The organism is Actinomycetospora sp. C-140 (assembly GCF_054796175.1).
In genome coordinates, this window is record NZ_JBTWNF010000008.1 from 267603 (window position 1) to 285159 (window position 17557).

The following is a 17557-nucleotide window of genomic DNA, read 5'->3' on the forward strand; positions in this document are numbered from 1 at the left end:
CTCCGCACACCACACGGCCCGGGCCCGTCGTTCGGGGCGACGGGCCCGGGCCTTTCTCGTGCGTGGGGGAGCTCGCCTCAGCCGAGACGGCGGATGGTGTTCAGGTCGTCCATGCGCCGCGCGGTGTCCGAGATCTTGACGTCCTCGCCGGAGCGCGGGGCCTCGATCATCTTGCCGCCGCCGATGTAGATGCCGACGTGGCTGACCGGGCTGTTGAAGAAGATGAGGTCGCCCGGCTTCATGCTGTCCTGGGAGACCTCCTGGCCCTCCTGCGCCTGGGCGCGGGAGGTGCGCGGCAGCTCGATGCCGGCCTTCTCGAAGGCCCACTGCGTGAGGCCGGAGCAGTCGAACCCGTCGGGGGTCGTGCCGCCCCAGACGTACGGGACGCCGAGCTGGGCGCGCGCCGCCGAGATGGCCTGCTGCGCCGCGGACGAGCCGGCCGAGGAGGCCTGGCTGTCGGAGGACGAGGACGGGGTGCTGCGCGCGGACTGGCGCGGCTGCTCCTGCTGCTGCGTCTGGCGCGCGGCCGCGGCGCGGGAGTCCGGCGAGTCGTGCTTGATCGACTGCGCCGCACCGCCGCCGGAGTTCACGACCGGCATCACCGAGGAGGTGGCCGCCGAGGTGTCGTGCGCGGCCGGCGCGACCGCCAGGTTCGCGGACGCGAGCTGGGGGGAGATCGCGTGCTCGCCCGTGGCGGGCGCGTCCTGGCCACCGATCAGACCGTGGGTCGCCATGCCACCGGCCGTCGCGACGGCGCCGAGCGCGGCCAGCGAGAGGCCCGCGGTGCGCGCGGCACGCGAGAGCGGGTGGGCGTGGGTGCTCTCCGGACGCCCGGCGCCGCCCTGCGGGAGGCCGGCCGGGGCCTGCATGCCCTGGTGGCCGTGGCGGGCCTGGTTGCGGTACTCCGCGGGGACGACGCCCATCGAACCGGTGGTGGCGTCCTCGGGGGCACGGTGACGTCCCATGGGACGCGAGGTCGGGGCCTCGCCGATCTCGGGAAGCACAGCCGTCATGCGCGATCTCCTCGCCCGCCGGGCGGCGCACGACGGACCGACGGCCGTGGGGACGGCCGGGGTCCGTGGGACGGCGGGCCGCTGGGGAGCTGCGGCGCGACGTCGGTCACCCGCCCCGTCCTGGGAGGTGGTGCGCTCCGGGGAGGCCGCCGGACGGGGAACCGGACGTAGCGGCCGAGCGCGCCGCCGAAGCATTGATGCCTGGCGACCACCAGAACGTAACCGATCCGTGACCCCGGGACGCCACGCCACGCCGCGCCAGCGCGCTCGCCGGTCGTCGCACCGCGCTCATCGGCATCGCCGCCGAAACCTGAACCGCTCGCCGCAACGATGGCCCGAATCGGTGACGACGAGCGGCCGCGTTCACCATCCGTCGCGGTCCTGCGTCCGGACGAGGGGCCTGGTCCGCGCCGCTACAGCCGTTCGAGGAAGTCGGCCCGCTCGTCGCCCACCACCGAGCGCACGAGCGCGGCGAGACCCGGGTGACGGGCCAGCGACGGGTCGTCGGCCAGCACGGTGCGCGCCTCGTCGCGCGCCTCGGCCACCAGCTCCTCGTGCTTGAGCACGGAGAGCATGTGCAGCCCCGACTGCCGACCCGACTGCTGGGCCCCGAGCACGTCGCCCTCGTCGCGCACCTCGAGGTCGAGCCGCGAGACCTCGAAGCCGTCGGGCGTCGCCGCGAGCCGTTCGAGGCGCGTCAGCGCGGGCGAGCCCTCCGCGGCGTCGGTGACGAACAGGCACGACGACGCCGCCGCCCCGCGGCCCACCCGCCCGCGCAGCTGGTGCAGCTGGGAGACACCGAACCGGTCGGCGTCCAGGATGATCATCATGGTGGCGTTGGGGACGTCCACCCCCACCTCGATGACCGTGGTGGCGACCAGCACGTCCACCCGGCCCTCCCCGAACGCCCGCATCACCGCGTCCTTCTCGTCGGCCGGCATCCGGCCGTGCAGCATCTCGAGGCGTAGCCCGGACAACGGCCCTCCCGCCAGCTGGGGCGCGACCTCGCTGACCGCCAGCGGCGGGCGCTCGGTCGGGTCGGCCGCCTCGTCCTCGTCCTCCTCGACGGGCGCCTCGGGGTCGAGCAGGTCGCCGGCGAGGTGCTGGGGCAGCGGCTCCGCGGGCTCGGCACCCTCGTCGCCGCCCTCCTCGCCGATGCGCGGGCAGACGACGTACACCTGGTGGCCCGCGGCGACCTCCTCGTGCACGCGCTCCCAGGCCCGCTCGAGCCAGCGCGGCTTGACCCGTGCGGGCACCGCCGTGGTGGCGATCGGCTGCCGCCCGGCGGGGAGCTCGTCGAGCGCGGAGGTGTCGAGGTCGCCGTAGAGCGTCAGCGCCACCGTGCGCGGGATCGGCGTGGCCGTCATGACGAGGACGTGCGGCGTGGTGGGGCCCGGGCGCGACCGCAGCTCGTCGCGCTGGTGGACCCCGAAGCGGTGCTGCTCGTCGACGACGACGAGGCCGAGGTCGGCGAACGCGACGCCCTGCTGGATGACCGCGTGGGTCCCGACGACGATGCCCGCCGCCCCGGACTGGGCGTCGAGCAGGGCCTCCCGCCGGGACTTCGCCCCCAGCGACCCGGTGAGCAGCGTGACCCGCGTGGCCCTGCCGTCCGGGTCGGCGCCCAGCTCGCCCGCTCGGCCCAGCGGACCGAGCATCGCCTGCAGCGAGCGGGCGTGCTGCGCGGCGAGGACCTCGGTGGGCGCGAGCAGCACGGCCTGCCGTCCCGCGTCGACGACCTGCAGCATCGCCCGCAGCGCCACTACGGTCTTGCCCGAGCCGACGTCGCCCTGCAGCAGGCGGTTCAGCGGCTCGGTGCCCGCGAGGGCTTCGGCCAGCGACTCCCCCACCGCCTGCTGGGAGGTGGTGAGCGCGAACGGCAGGCGCGCGTCGAACGCCGCGGCCAGGCCGTCGTCGCGCCGGGGGCAGGGCGCCGCCGGGCGGGTGGTGGCGCTCGCCCGGCGCCCGGCCATCGCCAGCTGCAGACCGAACGCCTCGTCCCACACCAGCCGCCGCCGGGCTGCCACCTGCTCCTCGCGTGTGTCGGGCAGGTGCACGCGGCGCAGGGCGTCGCCGAGCGACATGAGGCCGTGGGAGGCGCGCAGCACCTCGGGCAGCGGGTCCCCGGGATCGTCGAACACGTCGAGGACCTGGCGGACCGCCATCATGATCGCCCAGGACCGCAGCTTGCGGGTGGCGGGATAGACGGGGATGAGGCCCGGCAGCTGGGCGCTGGCCCCCGGACCGAGCACGATGAACTCCGGTGCGGCGAGCTGCCAGCCGCCCTTGTAACGGCTCAGGTCGCCGGAGAACAGCGCCTTCGTGCCCGCCCCCAGGTCGCGCTCGCGGTAGGGCTGGTTGAAGAACGTGCACGTGAACCGCTGGGCGCCCATCGCGACCGTCGCCTCGACGACGTGGCCCTTGCGATGGCGCATCCGCCGTCCCGTGACCTTCTCGACGGTGCCGAGCAGCGTGACGTGCTCGCCGGGACGGAACCGGGAGTCCTCCCGGTCGGAGTTGTGGGTGAGCGTGGCGTGCTCGATGTAGCGGCGCGGGTAGTGGCGCAGGAGGTCGCCCACCGTGTGCAGCTCGAGCTGGCGCGCGAGCGGCCGCGCGGTCTTGTCGCCCAGGGCCGTGAGCAGCGAGGTGTCCATGCCGACCACGCGGTCGAGGATGTCATCCCGCACCGACAGCGGCCGTGCGCGACCCGCTCACGACCCCGGCACCCGGGGCGGCACCGGGGCTCCGTTACGCTGGTGGCCGGTGCGCACCGCCTGTCGGCGTGGGTGCGCGAGCGGACATCACCAGCAAGTCGAGGAGTTCAGCCGTGAGTGCCGTCTGTGACGTGTGCGCGAAGGGCCCGGGTTTCGGGAAGTCGGTGTCGCACTCGCACGTGCGCACGAACCGCCGCTGGAACCCGAACGTGCAGGTCGTGCACACCCGCCTGGCCAACGGCAACCGCAAGCGGATGCACGTCTGCACGTCCTGCCTGAAGGCCGGCAAGGTCGCCCGCTAGCCGACCCCGGCCAGGTCCGCCCGGATCGCCTCCAGCGCGGTCCGGGTCTCCGCCGGCGCGAGCGCCTGGACGCAGAGCAGCTCCATCGTGGCGAGGTAGTCGTCCACGTCCGAGCGCTTGTCCAGGTAGAGCGCGCTGGTCAGCTGCTCCAGGTAGACCACGTCCGGCACCTCGGACTCCCGCGTGAACCGCAGGATGCTGAACGGCCCGCCCGCCCCGGCGTGCCCGCCGAGCTGGAACGGCACCATCTGGATCACCACGTGCCGCTGGTCGGCGGCCTCGATCAGGTGGTCGATCTGCTCGCGCATGACCTCCGCGCCGCCGGTCAGCCGGCGCAGGGCCGCCTCGTCGACCACCGCCCACAGCGTCGGCGGCTCGTCGGTGTCGAGGACGCGCTGACGCCGCAGCCGGAACTCGACGCGCCGTTCCCGCTCGTCATCGGACATCGAGCCGTGGCCGAGCGCCGTGACGTGGCGGGCCATCGCCGCGGTCTGCAGCAGGCCGGGCACGAACTGGGGCTCGTAGGTGCGGATCTGGGTCGCGGCCTGCTCGAGCCCGACGTAGGTCTCGAACCAGGGCGGCAGCAGGTCGGAGTACTGGTGCCACCAGCCCGGCGCGTTCGCCCGGCGCGCGAGCGCGATCAGCGTCTCCCGCTCGTCGCCGTCGTCGACGCCGTAGAGCGTCAGGAGGTCGACGACGTCGCGCTCCTTGAACCCGGTGCGCCCGTTCTCGAGCCGGCTGATCTTCGCGTGGGATCCGCGGATGCGGTCGCCCGCGGCCTCGCGCGTGACGCCGGCGCGCTCGCGCAGGCCGCGCAGCTGCGCGCCGAGCATCATCCGCAGGACCGTCGGACCGCCACCGGGGACGTCGCGGATGTCGCGGGGCCGCTCGGGCACCGGTTCCGCCGTACCGACCGCCGCCACTGCGGCATCCGTCCCCGTGCGTTGCCCGGGTGGGACCACGCCGGAACCTCCACCGACCTCGCTCCACGGCGCACACGGGCGCGCCCGTCCAGGTGACGACCCTAACAGTCGACCCGGCGGTGCCCGTGGTGGCGCGGGTGGTGTGCGGTCAGGCGCCCTCCGCCAGGAGATCGTCGAAGTCGCCGTCCTTGGCCCCCAGGAGGAAGGCCGTCATCTCCGCGCGCGTGTAGACGAGGACGGGCCCGTCACGGTGGCGCGAGTTGCGCACGGCCACCCCGCCGTCGGGGAGCGGGGCGACCTCGACACAGTTGCCTTTGGGGTTGCTGCGGCGACTCTTGCGCCACCGCACGGCGTCCGCGGTCGGGATGCCGTCCTCCGTCGTCTCGTGCATGCGACCTCCCCCCGGTCGTGCAACGGCTCTCAGGCGGTGCAGATGTTCTTGCATCTGCACACTACGTCGGTCAGGATCGGACCCGTCGCCGACGTCGGGGAGAGCGACGAACGGAGGTCCACGTGAGCCAGCCGGGACGACCAGGAGCTCCGGGACGCGCTCCCGCGCCGCTCCGCGTGTCCTCCCAGCGGCTCACCGAGGACGAGGCGCGCGCCGCCGCGGCGCCCTCCCCCGCCGCCCCGGTCGCCACGGCCGTGCCGCCCACGCCGGCCGGGGTCGTCGCCCCCACCGGGCCGCTGCCCGCCGCGCGCGGCGGCGACGGCTGGGGCCCCTGGCCACCGGCCGACGTGCCCGCCGTCCCCTCGTCCGCGCCCGTGCTCGCGCGCCCGTCGCTGCCGGTCGTGGCGCCGCGGCCGCGCCGCCGGGTCTCCGACCTCTGGCGCCTCGTGTTCGCCCGGCGCCGCGCGGGACGGCACCGTCCGGAGACCACCCCGCCGGCGAGCTGGAGCATGTTCGCCCCGCAGCGCCGCCGCCGGTCCCGCTGGGGTCGGCGCTAGACCCTGCTAGGGCAGGCGCCAGTCGACCGGGTCGTCCCCGAGCTCGGTCAGGTGCTCGTCGACGCGGCTGAACGCGCGCGAGCCGAAGAACCCGCGGTCGGCCGACATCGGGCTCGGGTGCGCCGTCTCCACCGTCGGGACGTCCTCGCCGAGCAGCGGCTTGACCGTCTGCGCGTCCCGGCCCCACAGCACCGCCACCAGCGGCTGGTCCGGCCGCGCGACCAGCGCCGCCACGGCGGCCTCGGTGACCTTCTCCCAGCCCTTGTTGCGGTGGGAGCCCGGCGCTCCCGGCGCGACGGTGAGCACCCTGTTGAGCAGCAGCACCCCGTTCCCGGCCCACGGCGAGAGGTCGCCGGAGCTCGGCGGCGGGTGGCCCAGGTCGCTGGAGTACTCGCGGAAGATGTTGATCAGGCTCTTGGGCAGCGGGCGTACGTCCGGGGCCACGGAGAAGGACAGCCCGACCGCGTGCCCCGGCGTCGGGTAGGGGTCCTGGCCCATGATCAGCACACGGACCTGCTCGAACGGCTGCTGGAACGCGCGCAGCACGTTGGCGCCGGCCGGGAGGTACGTGCGTCCCTCGGCGACCTCGCCGCGCAGGAAGTCGCCCATCGCCGCGACGGTGTCCGCGACCGGCTCGAGCGCCTCGGCCCAGCCGGCCTCCATCGACTCGCTGAGGGGACGGGCCACGGTGCAAGCCTCCGCTGGGACGCGCTGACGGACCCGGCGACGCTAGCGCGCGCCCCCGTCGTCGCCGCACCCCACCCGAACCACATGCGCTGGATCTCCGCGTCGCCGGGGCGCAGGACCGCGCGGTCCTCCGCCGTGATCGTCGCCGCGTCGTGCCGCCGCCAGCCCCCGCAGCAGACGGGCCCGGTGCCCGGCAGGCTGCCGAGCAGGAACAGCCCGCGCGGCGGGGCGAACTCGGCGGGGTCGACGGGCGTGCGGTCGGCGCCGCCGTAGCGCTCGACGGAGAAGGCCTGCACGGCGTCGACGAACCGGACGCTGTCGGGGTCGTCGTAGGCGGCGACCCGGAACGTCGGCGTCGAGGTGGGAGCGAGGGCGTCCCTCGCTGCGCGGGAGGCAGCGAGGGACGCCCTCGCTCCGCCGTCGGTGTCCGCCACGCCGCCCCGTCGATCAGCTCGTCGGCCCGGGCGCGAGGACCTTCCCACCGTGCGACGGCGTCGCTCCGCACCGCGACCTCCTGCGGCCCCGGCGCGGAGATGTTGAGGTGTGGCGGTGACGCCGCGCCCGATCCCGCACGTCGCGGTCTGCTGGGACGTCGACGGCACGCTGCTGCTCGGCGGGACGATCGGCACCGAGGTGCTCGGCGCCGCGTTCACGCAGGTCACCGGCCACCCCGCCAGGTTCGACGCGATCCGGATGGGCGGGCACACCGACTGGCTCATCGGCGAGGCGCTGCGCGACGCCCTCGACGCCGCGGACGCCGCCGCGGTCACCGCGCGGGGCGACGCGTTCGGTCACGACATGATCGCCGCGGTCGCCGAGGGCTGGCACCGCCGCGCCGAGGACCTCCCCGCCGTCGCGCACACGCTGCCCGGTGTCGACGACACCGTCGCGGCACTCGCCGGTCTGCCCGGCGTCGTGCAGACCCTGACCACCGGCAACGTCCGGGTGGGCGCCACCGCCAAGCTCGCGGCGGTGGGCCTCGCCGATGGCCCCATCGACCTCGACCTCGGCGGGTACGGCGAGGGCCCGGGCGAGCGCGTCCGCGTGGTGGAGCAGGCCCGTGACGCCCTCGCCGCGCGCTACGGCGCCGCCCCGCCGATGGTCGTCATCGGCGACACCCCGCGGGACGTCGAGGCCGCCCACCGGGCCGGGGCGGTCGCGGTGGCCGTCGCGACGGGGCGCTCGAGCGTCGAGGAGCTGCACGCGACGGGCGCCGAGCACGTCTTCGCCGACCTCGCCGACCCCGGCCGCCTGGTGGCGGTCGTGCGCTCCACGGGCGAGGATCGGTCACGCAGCGGAACGGGGAGGTAGCGCGATGCTCGACGCCGCGATGGTCCGGGAGTTCACCGATCTCCTGTCCGACAACGGGGTGATCACCGACGAGGTGGGCCTGCGCAGCTACGAGTGCGACGGCCTGACCGGCTTCCGGCAGGTGCCCGCGCTCGTCGTCCTCCCCCGCGACGCCGAGGAGGTCGCCGGGGCGGTGAAGCTGTGCGCGAAGTACGGCATGCCGTTCGTCGCGCGCGGGGCGGGCACCGGGCTCTCCGGGGGCGCGATGCCCGTCGCGGACGGTGTCGTGATCTCCCTGCAGCGGCTGCGGCGGATCCTGGAGATCGACGTCGAGAACCGGCGCGCGGTGCTCGAGCCCGGGGTGTTCAACCTGGACATCTCCACCGCGGCCAAGCCCCACCGGCTGTACTACGCGCCCGACCCGTCGAGCCAGCAGGTCTGCACCATCGGCGGCAACGTCGCGGAGAACTCCGGCGGCGCGCACTGCCTGAAGTACGGGTTCACCACCAACCACGTGCTGGAGATGGAGGTCGTGCTCGCCGACGGGTCGATGGTCACCCTCGGCGGGCCGACCGGCGAGCAGGCGGGGCCGGACCTGCGGGGGCTGTTCATCGGCTCCGAGGGCACGCTCGGCATCTGCACCAAGGTCACGGTGCGGCTGCTGCAGACGCCCGAGACCGTGCGCACGGTGCTCGCCGACTTCCCGTCGATCGAGGCCGCGGGCGACACCGTCGGCGACATCGTCGACGCGGCGATCATCCCGGCCGCCGTCGAGATGATGGACTCGCTGTCGATGGAGGCCTCGGAGGCCGCCACCGGCGCCGGGCTCACGGTGGACGCCCCGGCCGCGCTGATCATCGAGCTGGACGGTCCCGCGGACGAGGTCGACGCGGAGTTCGAGCACCTCACCGCGATCTGCGAGCGCCACGGCGCGACGCGGCTGCACGTGCCGACCGAGCTCGAGGAGCGCCAGAAGGTGTGGAAGGGGCGCAAGGCCGCGTTCGCCGCGGTCGGGCGGATCAGCCCCGACTACATCGTCCAGGACGGCGTCGTCCCGCGGACCCGGTTGGCCGAGGTGCTCACCCGGATCGCCGAGATGGGCCGCGACGCCGGGCTGCGCGTGGCCAACGTCTTCCACGCCGGCGACGGCAACCTGCACCCGCTGGTCCTGTACTCGGAGGCCGCCGGCGAGCACCACGCCGCCGAGGAGCTGTCCACGCAGATCGCGGAGCTGTGCGTCGAGCTGGGCGGGTCGCTGTCGGGCGAGCACGGCATCGGCACCGACAAGGCGTGCTCGATGCCGCGGATGTTCTCCGAGGACGACCTCGCCGTGATGCACCGGGTGCGTCTGGGGTTCGACCCGGACTCGCGGTGCAACCCCGGGAAGGTCTTCCCCACGCCGCGGCTCTGCGGCGAGAAGCCCGGCCCGTACCGACCGCACCCCCTCGAGGAGGCCGGAGTGATCGAGCGGCTGTGACCACCCTGACCCCGGGCTCGCTCGACGAGCTCCGCGACGCCGTCCTCGACCGCCCCGGCCCGATCCGGATCACCGGTGCGGGCACGGCCGCCGACTGGGCCGGCACGCCGGCCCCGGCCGACACGCTGCTCTCCACCGCCGGCCTGACCGGGATCGTCACCCACAACCCCGGTGACATGACCGTGGAGGTGCGCGCCGGCACGCCGTTCGCCGACCTCCGGGACGAGCTGCGCGAGCACGGCCAGCGCGTCGCCGTCGACCCCGCCCGCGCCGCCGAGGGCGCCACGCTCGCGGGGCTCTTCGCGACCGCCGACTCCGGACCCCGCGCGCTGCAGTACGGCTCGCTGCGCGACCTCGTCATCGGCGCGACGATCGTGCTCGCCGACGGCACGGTCGCCCGCTCCGGCGGCCACGTCATCAAGAACGTCGCGGGCTACGACCTCACCAAGATCCTGCACGGTGCGCACGGGACGATGGGCGTGCTCGCGCAGCTGGTCCTGCGCCTGCACCCGACCCCCCAGGCGACGGCCACGGTCGCCGTGCCGTGCGACCGCGCGGCGATGGCCGACCTCGCCCGCCGGGTGGCCGACACCCCGGTCGAGCCGACCGCGATCCAGTGGCACGCCGACCGCCTGCTCACGCTCGTCGAGGGCTCCGAGCGCGGCGCCGTCTCGCGGGCGCAGCGGCTGGTCGACGCCGTCGGCGGCGAGCTCCTGGCCCCCGACGACGCGACCGCGGCGTGGGACGCGCACGCCGCCGCGGTCCGCGCGCGCCCCGAGGGCCGCGCGGTGCTGCGGTTCGGCGTGATCCCCGCGGCCCTGCCGGGCGTGCTCGACGGGCTCGGGGACGCCGCCGAGGTCACCGTCTCCCCGCGCACCGGCGTCGCGACCGTCGCCCTGCCCGCCGACCCCGACGTCGTCGCCGCCGCGCACCGCCGGGTCGCCGACGCCGGCGGGACGTCCTCGCTGCGGCAGCGGCCCGCGGGGGCCGAGCTGCCCGCGTTCGGGCCCGCGCCCGCGTCGGCCGCCCTGCTGCGCCACGTCGTCACGTCCCTCGACCCCGACCAGCGCTTCGGGCGCGGACGCCTGGCCCCCTGGGTGCCGCTGCCCGAGACCACCGGAGTGAGCGCATGACCACCCACCCCACCAGCGGCCCCACCCCCGACTTCTCCTCCGAGCGCGGCGAGAAGGCCGCACCGGAGCGCGCCGACGTGCTCGGCGGCGGGTTCGGGTCCTTCGACGACCACCACCCGCCGGCGCAGGAGCTGCTCGACGACTGCGTGCACTGCGGCTTCTGCCTGCCCACCTGCCCCACGTACGCGCTGTGGGGCGAGGAGATGGACTCCCCGCGGGGGCGCATCTACCTCATGGAGATGGCGGAGAAGGGCGAGATCCCGCTCGAGGGGGCGTTCACCACCCACATCGACCGCTGTCTGGGCTGCATGGCGTGCGTGACGGCGTGCCCGTCGGGCGTGCAGTACGACCGGCTGCTCGAGGCCACGCGCCCGCAGATCGAGCGGAACGTGACGCGGTCGCGGGCCGACCGGCTGTTCCGCGAGGCGATCTTCGCGCTGTTCCCCTACAAGCGGCGGCTGCGCGCGGCGTCGCTCGGCGGCGCGCTCTACCAGAAGCTGCGGCCGAAGAAGATGGACGCGCTGATGGCCCGGCTGCCGCAGCGGCTGGAGCGGCTCGTCGCGATGGAGTCGCTGCTGCCGCCGGTGCGGGTGCGGGACGCCTTCGCCCGCATCCCCGCCCGGACGCCGGCGGTCGGCCCGCGCCGGGGCCGCGTCGGCCTGCTCACGGGCTGCGTGCAGGACGTGTTCTTCCACCCGGTCAACGAGGCGACCGTGCGGGTGCTCGCCGCCGAGGGCTGGGACGTCATCGCGCCGCGCGAGCAGACGTGCTGCGGCGCGCTCGGGCTGCACGCCGGCCGGGAGTCCGAGGCGATCGAGCGCGCCAAGAAGCTCATCGCGACCTTCGAGCGGGCGGACGTGGACACGATCGCCACGAACGTGGCCGGCTGCGGCTCGTCGATGAAGGAGTACGGCGAGCTGCTCGCCGACGATCCGGCGTGGGCGGCGCGGGCGCAGGCGTTCGCGGCGAAGGTCCGGGACATCTCCGAGGTGGTCGACGAGACCCTCGCCGACCCGCGGGCACGCCGGCACCCCCTCGAGGCGACCGTCGTCTACCACGACGCCTGCCACCTGGGGCACGCGCAGAAGATCCGGTCGGAGCCCCGGCGGGTGCTGCGCGCGATCCCGGGTGTCGAGCTGGTCGAGCTGCCCGAGGCGGAGATCTGCTGCGGGTCGGCGGGGATCTACAACATGCTCCAGCCGGAGGCCGCGGGCGCGCTCGGGGAGCGCAAGGCCGACAACATCCGCGGCACCGGCGCCGACGCGCTCGTCACCGCCAACCCCGGCTGCCTGCTGCAGATCCGGAAGTACCTGGGCGGCGAGCTCCCGATGCTCCACCCGATCCAGCTGGTCGACGCCTCCATCCGCGGCGTCCGGCCGCCGGAGATGGGCTGACCGTCCCCATGTGAGCAGTTGGCACCCCCATGGGGGCGCCAACTGCTCACGTGGTGCCGGCGGCGCGGGCGTAACGGTCGGCGAGGGTGGCGCAGGCGTCGCGGAGCTCAGCGGGGGCGACGGCGGAGAGGTCCGCGCCGAGGGCGCCGAAGCGCGCGGCCAGGGCCACCCACGACCACGCCCCGGCCACCATCCGGCAGTGGCCGGCGTCGACCTCCTCGACCAGCTCGTCGCGGACGTACGGGACGAGCTCGGCCGCGGGCAGCGCGACGACCGCCTCGCCGCGGCAGGGCCAGTCGCCGGCGCCCGCGTTGCCGCGGAAGCGCCCCGCCACGAACGCCGCGACGTCCCCGCCGGGGACCTCGCGCGGCGCGAACCGCGGGCCGGTCGGGACGCGCGGGTCGATGCGGTCGACGCGGAACGTGCGCCAGTCGGCGCGGTCGAGATCCCACGCGACGAGGTACCACCGCCCGCCGCGGGTCACGAGGTGGTGGGGCTCGGCGCGCCTCGGCGGTGCGTCGTTCCCGTACCCGAACCGCAGCACCTCGCGGGCCCGCACGGCGTCGCCGACCGCCGTGAGGACGGCCGGGTCGACGGTGGTGGACGGCCCCATCGCCGTGACCGACAGGCCGTCGATCCGGTGCCGCAGCCGCGCCGGCATCACCTGTCGCACGGTGCCCAGGGCACGGGCGGCCGCCTCCTCGACGCCGACACCGCTCGTCGCCACGATCCGCAAGCCGACGGCGAGCGCCACGGCCTGCTCGTCGTCGAACAGCAGCGGGGGCAGGTCGGTGCCCGCGTCGAGGCGGTAGCCGCCGTCGGGGCCTTTCGTGGCCCGGATCGGATAACCGAGCTCGCGCAGGCGGTCGACGTCGCGGCGGACGGTGCGCGGGCTGACGTCCAGGCGCTCGGCCAGCAGCCCGCCGGGCCAGTCACGGCGGGCCTGCAGCAACGACAGGAGCGCGAGCAGGCGGGCGGAGGTCTCGTGCACGTCCCCGATCCTCCTCGAGAAGAGGCCAGTAACTGACCTCTTCACCGCCGAGACTGGTTCCACAGCCGGAGAAGAGGAGCCAGACATGAGCGTGCAGACCGTCGTCCACCTGAACTTCCGCGGCGAGGCCCGGGAGGCACTCGAGTTCTACGCGGGCGTGGCCGGGGCGGAGCCGACGATCGTCACCTACGAGGCTCTCGGCGCGGTCGGCGACCCGGCCGAGGCGAAGCAGGTGATGTGGGGCGAGGTCGCCGCGCCGGGCGGGTTCCACGTCATGGCGTTCGACGTCCCGTCGGCGCGGGCGTTCGACGGGGGCACCGAGTCGTTCTTCGTGTCGGTGCGCGCGCAGAGCGCGGAGGAGGTCACGGCGCTGTACGAGGGCCTCGCCCAGGGTGCCGAGGTGCGGACCCCGCTCGGCCCGGCGCCCTGGTCCCCGCTCTACGCCATGCTCACCGACCGCTTCGGCGTCACGTGGGTCATGGACGTGGCGGTCTCGTCCTGACCCATGTGAGCAGTTGGCGCCCTCATCAGGGCGCCAACTGCTCACGAGCCGAGGGACACGGATCCGGTGAGGTGGCGGCTGCGTCGAACCAGGCATGGATGACCTCGACCTGGACGCCTGGCAGACGCTCCGCCGTGAGCAGCACGACATCGTGACGATCGAACAGCTCTACCGCCGCGGCTTCACCAAGCGCGGCGTCGAGGCACAGGTGTGGGCAGGCCGGTGGCAGCCGGTGCACCGCGGCGTGTACGCGCTGCACAACGGGCCGCTCTCGCCCGAGGCGCTGCAGATGGCGGCGGTCCTCGCGTGCCGGAGCGGGGCGCTGCTGAGCCACCAGACCGCCGGCGAGCTGTGGGGCATGGTGCCGCCCGCCGACCCGACCGCGCCGATCCACGTCACGGTCGCCTACGGGAGTGCGGCGGTGCGGACCGACGGGTTGCGTCTCCACCGCTCGCGCGCCTTCGCGCACATCGGCGCCGAGGGTCTCGTCCCGCCCCGCACCGATCGGGTGCACACGCTCCTCGACCTCGCCGGGGCCACCCCGGGGCCACAGGACGCCACCCGCCTCGTCCACGAGGTCGCGGTGGCCCACCGCGTCCCGCCGCTCCTCCTCGCCCGGGCCGTCGAGGTCCGCCGGCCGGTCCGTCATCGCCGTGCCATCGGCGACGCGGTCGCGTTGCTGCTCGAGGGCATCGAGTCGCTGCTCGAACTGCGCTACCGCGAGGACGTCGAGCAGGCTCACGGCCTCCCGATCGGGAGGCGTCAGGAGCCGGTGCTCGTGGACGGGGTGTACCGGCAGGAGGACGTCGTCTACGACCTGCCCGGAGGCCGGGCGATCGTGCGCCTCGACGGCTGGGACTCCCACTCCGACAAGCTCACGGCTCTCATCGACCGGCGGCGGACCGTCGCGGCCGCCCTGAGCTCGTCGACCCCGATCCCCTACGGCTGGACCGAGGTCACGAAGTTGCCCTGCCGCACCGCTCGGGAGGTCGAGGCCGTGCTGCGGATGATCGGGTGGACCGACCCCTCGACCAGCTGCCCCCGGTGTGCGTGAGCAGTTGGCGCCCCCACAGGGGCGCCAACTGCTCACATGGGACTCAGCGCCAGTGCAGGTAGCCGGGGTCGCCGGCGCCGCCCCAGCGGTCGGCGTCGACGGTGACGCCGCCGCCGGCGCGGATCTCGCCACACACGGTCCAGCCGGCCGGCACGACGTCCTCGCTCGGGAACGTCGCGACGAGGGCGTGGTCCTCGCCGCCGGTCAGCGCCCAGTTCAGGGGGTCGCCGCCGAGGGCCGACGCGACGTCGCGCAGCTTGTCGGCCACGGGCACCAGCCGCGAGGACAGGTCGACGTGCACGCCCGAGGCGGCGGCGACGTGACCGAGGTCCGCGAGCAGGCCGTCCGAGGTGTCGATCATCGACGTCGCGCCGGCGCGGGCCGCCACCGGTCCCTCGTGCCACGGCGGACGGGGCGTGCGGTGCGCGGCGACCATGGCGACCGGCGAGCGGAAGCCCCGCCGCAGCACGGCCATGCCGGCCGCCGACCAGCCGAGGACGCCGGTGACCGCGACGACGTCGCCGGGCCGCGCGCCCGAGCGCGTGACGGCCTCGCGGCCCTCCAGGCTGCCGAGCGCCGTGATCGAGACCACGATCGTGTCGGACGACACGGTGTCCCCGCCGACCACGCCGATGCCCGCGTCGGCGGCGGCGTCCCACACCCCGGAGGCGAGGCCGTCGAGCACCTCGGTGCTCGTGGTGCCGGGGCAGGCGAGCGAGAGCAGCAGCGCCGTGGGCACCGCGCCCATCGCGGCGACGTCGGCGAGGTTCGCCGCGACGGCCTTGCGCCCCACCTGCTCGGGCGCCGACCAGTCCAGGCGGAAGTGCACGCCCTCGACCAGGGTGTCCACGGTCGCGACGACCCGGCCGTCGGGCGCGGCGACGACCGCCGCGTCGTCGCCCGGCCCGAGCAGCGTGGGCTCGGGCTGGAAGCGGTCGGCGGTGATCCGGTCGATCAGCCCGAACTCGCCGAGCTCCGCCGCGGTGTCCGCGTCGCCGGGTGTACCCCGGTGGCGTCCTCCCCCGTCCGGCGCGCCGAAACTACGCCGGACGGACCCCTCGGATCGCCCGTGTCCCCCGCGCCCGTTCGCCGTCCGGCTCACCCCTCGTCTCCCTGCGGTACCTTCCCTGCCACCCTTGCCGATGTCCCCCGCCGGTCCGTCCCCCAGGAGGCACGTCCGTGGTCCAGGCCTACATCCTGATCCAGACCGAGGTGGGTCGTGCCGCTGCGGTCGCCTCGGACGTGGCCGGGATCGACGGGGTCACCCGGGCCCAGGACGTCACCGGACCCTACGACGTCATCGTCAGCGTCGAGGCCGCCGACGTGGACTCGCTCGGGCGTGATGTGGTCGGTGCCGTGCAGAAGGTGCCGGGCATCACCCGGACGCTCACCTGTCCCGTCGTGTCCGCCGACTGACCCGTGATCGGCTCGCGCGCGCCCGCGCTGGTGCGCCGGCTCCCCCGTGTGCTCGTCGCGATCGCCCTGACGGTGCCCGTCCTCGTGGTGGTCGGCGTCCTGGTCGCGTCCGCTGTGCTCGTGCGCGAGCCGATCCCCGACGCGGACACCGTCCGCATCCCCGTCGCCCCCGTCGCGACCCCGGCGGCGGCGAGCGCCGACTGCTCCCGGCTGCTGTCCGGCCTGCCCGGCGAGATGGTCACCGAACGCGGCATGCTCGCGCGCCGGATCATCGCCGACCCGGTGCCGCCGGGCACCGTCGCGTGGGGCGGGGAGAACGGCACCGCGCCGGTCGTGATGCGGTGCGGGCTGCCCCGGCCCGACGAGCTGGCGCCGGGCGCGTCGCTGCTCGTGGTCGACGGCGTCGACTGGGTCGCGGCCGAGGACGGCGTGCCGGGCGCGACGACCTGGGTGACCACCGACCGCGCGGTCTACGTGGGCCTGACGGTGCCCGACGGCGTCGGCACCGGGCCGGTCCAGGACATCTCCCGCGGCGTGAAGATCGCGCTGGTCAGTCGCTGAGCTCAGCGCGGGCCGACCCCGCGCGCGAGGGCCGTCTCGACGAGGGTCGTCAGCAGCGCCGGGTAGTCGACGCCCGCCGTGGCCCACATGCGCGGGTAGAGCGACGTGGCGGTGAACCCGGGCATCGTGTTGAGCTCGTTGACCAGCAACTTCCACCCGGGTCGAGCTCCGCTGCGCTCCGTCTCCCGCCCGTCCGCGGTGAGGAAGAAGTCGACGCGCGCGAGGCCCTCGACGTCCATCGCGCGGAACACGGCGACCGCGGCGGCGCGCACGGCCTCGGCGACGTCGTCGTCGAGCTTCGCGGGCACGTCGAGCTCGCAGGCGTCGTCGAGGTACTTGGTGTCGAAGTCGTACCAGCCGGCGTCACCGCCCACGACGCGGATCTCCGCCGGCACGCTGGCCTCGACGCGCCCGTCGGGCCGCTCGAGCACGCCGCACTCGATCTCGCGGCCGACGATCGCGGCCTCGACGAGCACCTTCGGGTCCTCGGCGCGCGCGGTGGCCACCGCGGCGGGGAGCTCGGCCCAGTCGGCGACGCGGGTGATGCCGACCGACGACCCGGCGCGCGCGGGCTTGACGAACACCGGCAGGCCGAGCCGGGCCTGCTCGTCGGCGGTCAGCTCGCCGCGGTCGCGGTGGAGCACCACGACGTCGCCGACGGCGAGGCCCGCGTCGCGCAGCAGGCGCTTGGTGACGTCCTTGTCCATCGACGCGGCGCTCGCGCACACCCCGGCGCCCACGTAGGGCACGCCGGCCATCTCGAGCAGGCCCTGCACGGTGCCGTCCTCGCCGCCCGGTCCGTGCAGGACGGGCACGACGACGTCGACGCGACCCAGCGACGAGCCGTCGTCCAGGGCGATCAGCTCGCGGCGGGTGGGGTCGGCGGGCAGCGCGACCGGCCGCCCGTCGGTGACCTCCGGCAGCTCCCGGCCGTGCAGGCGCAGTGCCGCGGGGTCGGTGGGGCCGAGCACCCACGCACCGGCCGGCGTGATGCCGACCGACAGCACGTCGTAGCGGGCCGGGTCGAGGTGCGCGAGGACGCTGCCGGCGGACAGGCAGGAAATCTTGTGCTCGCTGCTGCGTCCCCCGAACAGGACGACCACCCGCGGGCGGTCCTCCCCCTGGCCCTCCGGCTGGCCCGTCATGCCGGCG

General features: G+C 75.2%; 18 protein-coding genes. 10 read left to right on the forward strand and 8 right to left on the reverse strand.

Annotated elements, in window-relative coordinates:
• Positions 1-77: 77 nt before the first annotated feature.
• Positions 78-1013: a C40 family peptidase gene (locus ACR9E3_RS15910; protein ID WP_460381253.1), complete on the reverse strand. Its 936-nt coding sequence runs from the start codon at positions 1011-1013 to the stop codon at positions 78-80.
• A gap of 413 nt (positions 1014-1426) precedes the next feature.
• On the reverse strand, positions 1427-3667 hold the full coding sequence (gene recG, locus ACR9E3_RS15915) for an ATP-dependent DNA helicase RecG (RefSeq protein WP_460381295.1): 2241 nt from the start codon (positions 3665-3667) through the stop codon (positions 1427-1429).
• Positions 3668-3840: 173 nt separating this feature from the next.
• On the opposite strand from recG, the gene rpmB reads away from it, so the two are divergent.
• Positions 3841-4029: a 50S ribosomal protein L28 gene (rpmB, locus tag ACR9E3_RS15920; protein ID WP_460381254.1), complete on the forward strand. Its 189-nt coding sequence runs from the start codon at positions 3841-3843 to the stop codon at positions 4027-4029.
• Here the strand turns inward: rpmB and ACR9E3_RS15925 are convergent.
• Together ACR9E3_RS15925 and ACR9E3_RS15930 are read right to left on the reverse strand one after the other, a co-directional pair.
• Positions 4026-4925: a helix-turn-helix domain-containing protein gene (locus ACR9E3_RS15925; protein ID WP_460381255.1), complete on the reverse strand. Its 900-nt coding sequence runs from the start codon at positions 4923-4925 to the stop codon at positions 4026-4028. The genes rpmB and ACR9E3_RS15925 overlap by 4 nt on opposite strands.
• Positions 4926-5100: 175 nt before the next feature.
• The gene (locus tag ACR9E3_RS15930) at positions 5101-5343 is read right to left on the reverse strand and encodes a DUF397 domain-containing protein (RefSeq protein ID WP_460381256.1); all 243 of its coding nucleotides are present in this window, start codon (positions 5341-5343) and stop codon (positions 5101-5103) included.
• Positions 5344-5465: 122 nt separating this feature from the next.
• On the opposite strand from ACR9E3_RS15930, the gene ACR9E3_RS15935 reads away from it, so the two are divergent.
• Positions 5466-5900, forward strand: coding sequence for a hypothetical protein (locus ACR9E3_RS15935; RefSeq protein WP_460381257.1), 435 nt, complete (start codon positions 5466-5468; stop codon positions 5898-5900).
• Positions 5901-5906: 6 nt separating this feature from the next.
• Here ACR9E3_RS15935 and ACR9E3_RS15940 read toward each other — a convergent pair whose 3' ends face one another.
• Positions 5907-6587, reverse strand: a complete 681-nt coding sequence (locus ACR9E3_RS15940) for a uracil-DNA glycosylase (RefSeq protein ID WP_460381258.1) — start codon at positions 6585-6587, stop codon at positions 5907-5909.
• Positions 6588-7136: 549 nt separating this feature from the next.
• Between ACR9E3_RS15940 and ACR9E3_RS15945 the strand changes: the two genes are divergently transcribed.
• From ACR9E3_RS15945 to ACR9E3_RS15960, 4 genes are read left to right on the forward strand one after another with little or no spacing between them, the layout of a single operon-like run.
• Positions 7137-7898, forward strand: a complete 762-nt coding sequence (locus ACR9E3_RS15945) for an HAD family hydrolase (protein ID WP_460381259.1) — start codon at positions 7137-7139, stop codon at positions 7896-7898.
• A gap of 4 nt (positions 7899-7902) precedes the next feature.
• Positions 7903-9354, forward strand: a complete 1452-nt coding sequence (locus ACR9E3_RS15950) for an FAD-binding oxidoreductase (RefSeq protein WP_460381260.1) — start codon at positions 7903-7905, stop codon at positions 9352-9354.
• A complete protein-coding gene (locus ACR9E3_RS15955) occupies positions 9351-10487 on the forward strand; it encodes an FAD-binding oxidoreductase (protein ID WP_460381261.1) in 1137 nt (378 codons plus the stop codon). Before ACR9E3_RS15950 ends, ACR9E3_RS15955 begins: the two co-directional genes overlap by 4 nt.
• A complete protein-coding gene (locus tag ACR9E3_RS15960) occupies positions 10484-11881 on the forward strand; it encodes a (Fe-S)-binding protein (RefSeq protein WP_460381262.1) in 1398 nt (465 codons plus the stop codon). The genes ACR9E3_RS15955 and ACR9E3_RS15960 overlap by 4 nt, the downstream gene beginning before the upstream one ends.
• A gap of 46 nt (positions 11882-11927) precedes the next feature.
• On the opposite strand, the gene ACR9E3_RS15965 is transcribed toward ACR9E3_RS15960, so the two are convergent.
• Positions 11928-12872 (reverse strand): helix-turn-helix transcriptional regulator, encoded by a 945-nt coding sequence (locus ACR9E3_RS15965; RefSeq protein WP_460381263.1) that lies wholly within the window; start codon positions 12870-12872, stop codon positions 11928-11930.
• Positions 12873-12957: 85 nt separating this feature from the next.
• Here ACR9E3_RS15965 and ACR9E3_RS15970 point away from each other — a divergent pair, with 85 nt between their 5' ends.
• Complete coding sequence (locus tag ACR9E3_RS15970) at positions 12958-13374, forward strand: VOC family protein (RefSeq protein WP_460381264.1); 417 nt, start codon at positions 12958-12960, stop codon at positions 13372-13374.
• Positions 13375-13468: 94 nt separating this feature from the next.
• Positions 13469-14428: a hypothetical protein gene (locus ACR9E3_RS15975; RefSeq protein ID WP_460381265.1), complete on the forward strand. Its 960-nt coding sequence runs from the start codon at positions 13469-13471 to the stop codon at positions 14426-14428.
• Between the two features lie 43 nt (positions 14429-14471).
• Here ACR9E3_RS15975 and ACR9E3_RS15980 read toward each other — a convergent pair whose 3' ends face one another.
• Positions 14472-15530 carry a thiamine-phosphate kinase gene (locus tag ACR9E3_RS15980; protein WP_460381266.1) on the reverse strand — a complete coding sequence of 353 codons (1059 nt, stop codon included), beginning with the start codon at positions 15528-15530 and terminating at the stop codon, positions 14472-14474.
• 77 nt (positions 15531-15607) lie between these two features.
• On the opposite strand from ACR9E3_RS15980, the gene ACR9E3_RS15985 reads away from it, so the two are divergent.
• Together ACR9E3_RS15985 and ACR9E3_RS15990 are read left to right on the forward strand one after the other, a co-directional pair.
• The gene (locus ACR9E3_RS15985) at positions 15608-15844 is read left to right on the forward strand and encodes an Lrp/AsnC ligand binding domain-containing protein (protein WP_285658125.1); all 237 of its coding nucleotides are present in this window, start codon (positions 15608-15610) and stop codon (positions 15842-15844) included.
• A gap of 3 nt (positions 15845-15847) precedes the next feature.
• Positions 15848-16405 carry a DUF3515 domain-containing protein gene (locus ACR9E3_RS15990; RefSeq protein ID WP_460381267.1) on the forward strand — a complete coding sequence of 186 codons (558 nt, stop codon included), beginning with the start codon at positions 15848-15850 and terminating at the stop codon, positions 16403-16405.
• A gap of 2 nt (positions 16406-16407) precedes the next feature.
• On the opposite strand, the gene ACR9E3_RS15995 is transcribed toward ACR9E3_RS15990, so the two are convergent.
• Complete coding sequence (locus ACR9E3_RS15995) at positions 16408-17550, reverse strand: D-alanine--D-alanine ligase family protein (RefSeq protein WP_460381268.1); 1143 nt, start codon at positions 17548-17550, stop codon at positions 16408-16410.
• Between the last annotated feature and the right edge of the window lie 7 nt (positions 17551-17557).

Excerpts from the sequence above, each read along its gene's own strand:
- ACR9E3_RS15910 (WP_460381253.1), bottom strand. The coding sequence starts at position 1,013 with ATGACGGCTGTGCTTCCCGAGATCGGCGAGGCCCCGACCTCGCGTCCC.
- recG (WP_460381295.1), bottom strand. The coding sequence starts at position 3,667 with ATGGACACCTCGCTGCTCACGGCCCTGGGCGACAAGACCGCGCGGCCG.
- ACR9E3_RS15930 (WP_460381256.1), bottom strand. The coding sequence starts at position 5,343 with ATGCACGAGACGACGGAGGACGGCATCCCGACCGCGGACGCCGTGCGG.
- ACR9E3_RS15950 (WP_460381260.1), top strand. The coding sequence starts at position 7,903 with ATGCTCGACGCCGCGATGGTCCGGGAGTTCACCGATCTCCTGTCCGAC.
- ACR9E3_RS15960 (WP_460381262.1), top strand. The coding sequence starts at position 10,484 with ATGACCACCCACCCCACCAGCGGCCCCACCCCCGACTTCTCCTCCGAG.
- ACR9E3_RS15970 (WP_460381264.1), top strand. The coding sequence starts at position 12,958 with ATGAGCGTGCAGACCGTCGTCCACCTGAACTTCCGCGGCGAGGCCCGG.
- ACR9E3_RS15975 (WP_460381265.1), top strand. The coding sequence starts at position 13,469 with ATGGATGACCTCGACCTGGACGCCTGGCAGACGCTCCGCCGTGAGCAG.
- ACR9E3_RS15995 (WP_460381268.1), bottom strand. The coding sequence starts at position 17,550 with ATGACGGGCCAGCCGGAGGGCCAGGGGGAGGACCGCCCGCGGGTGGTC.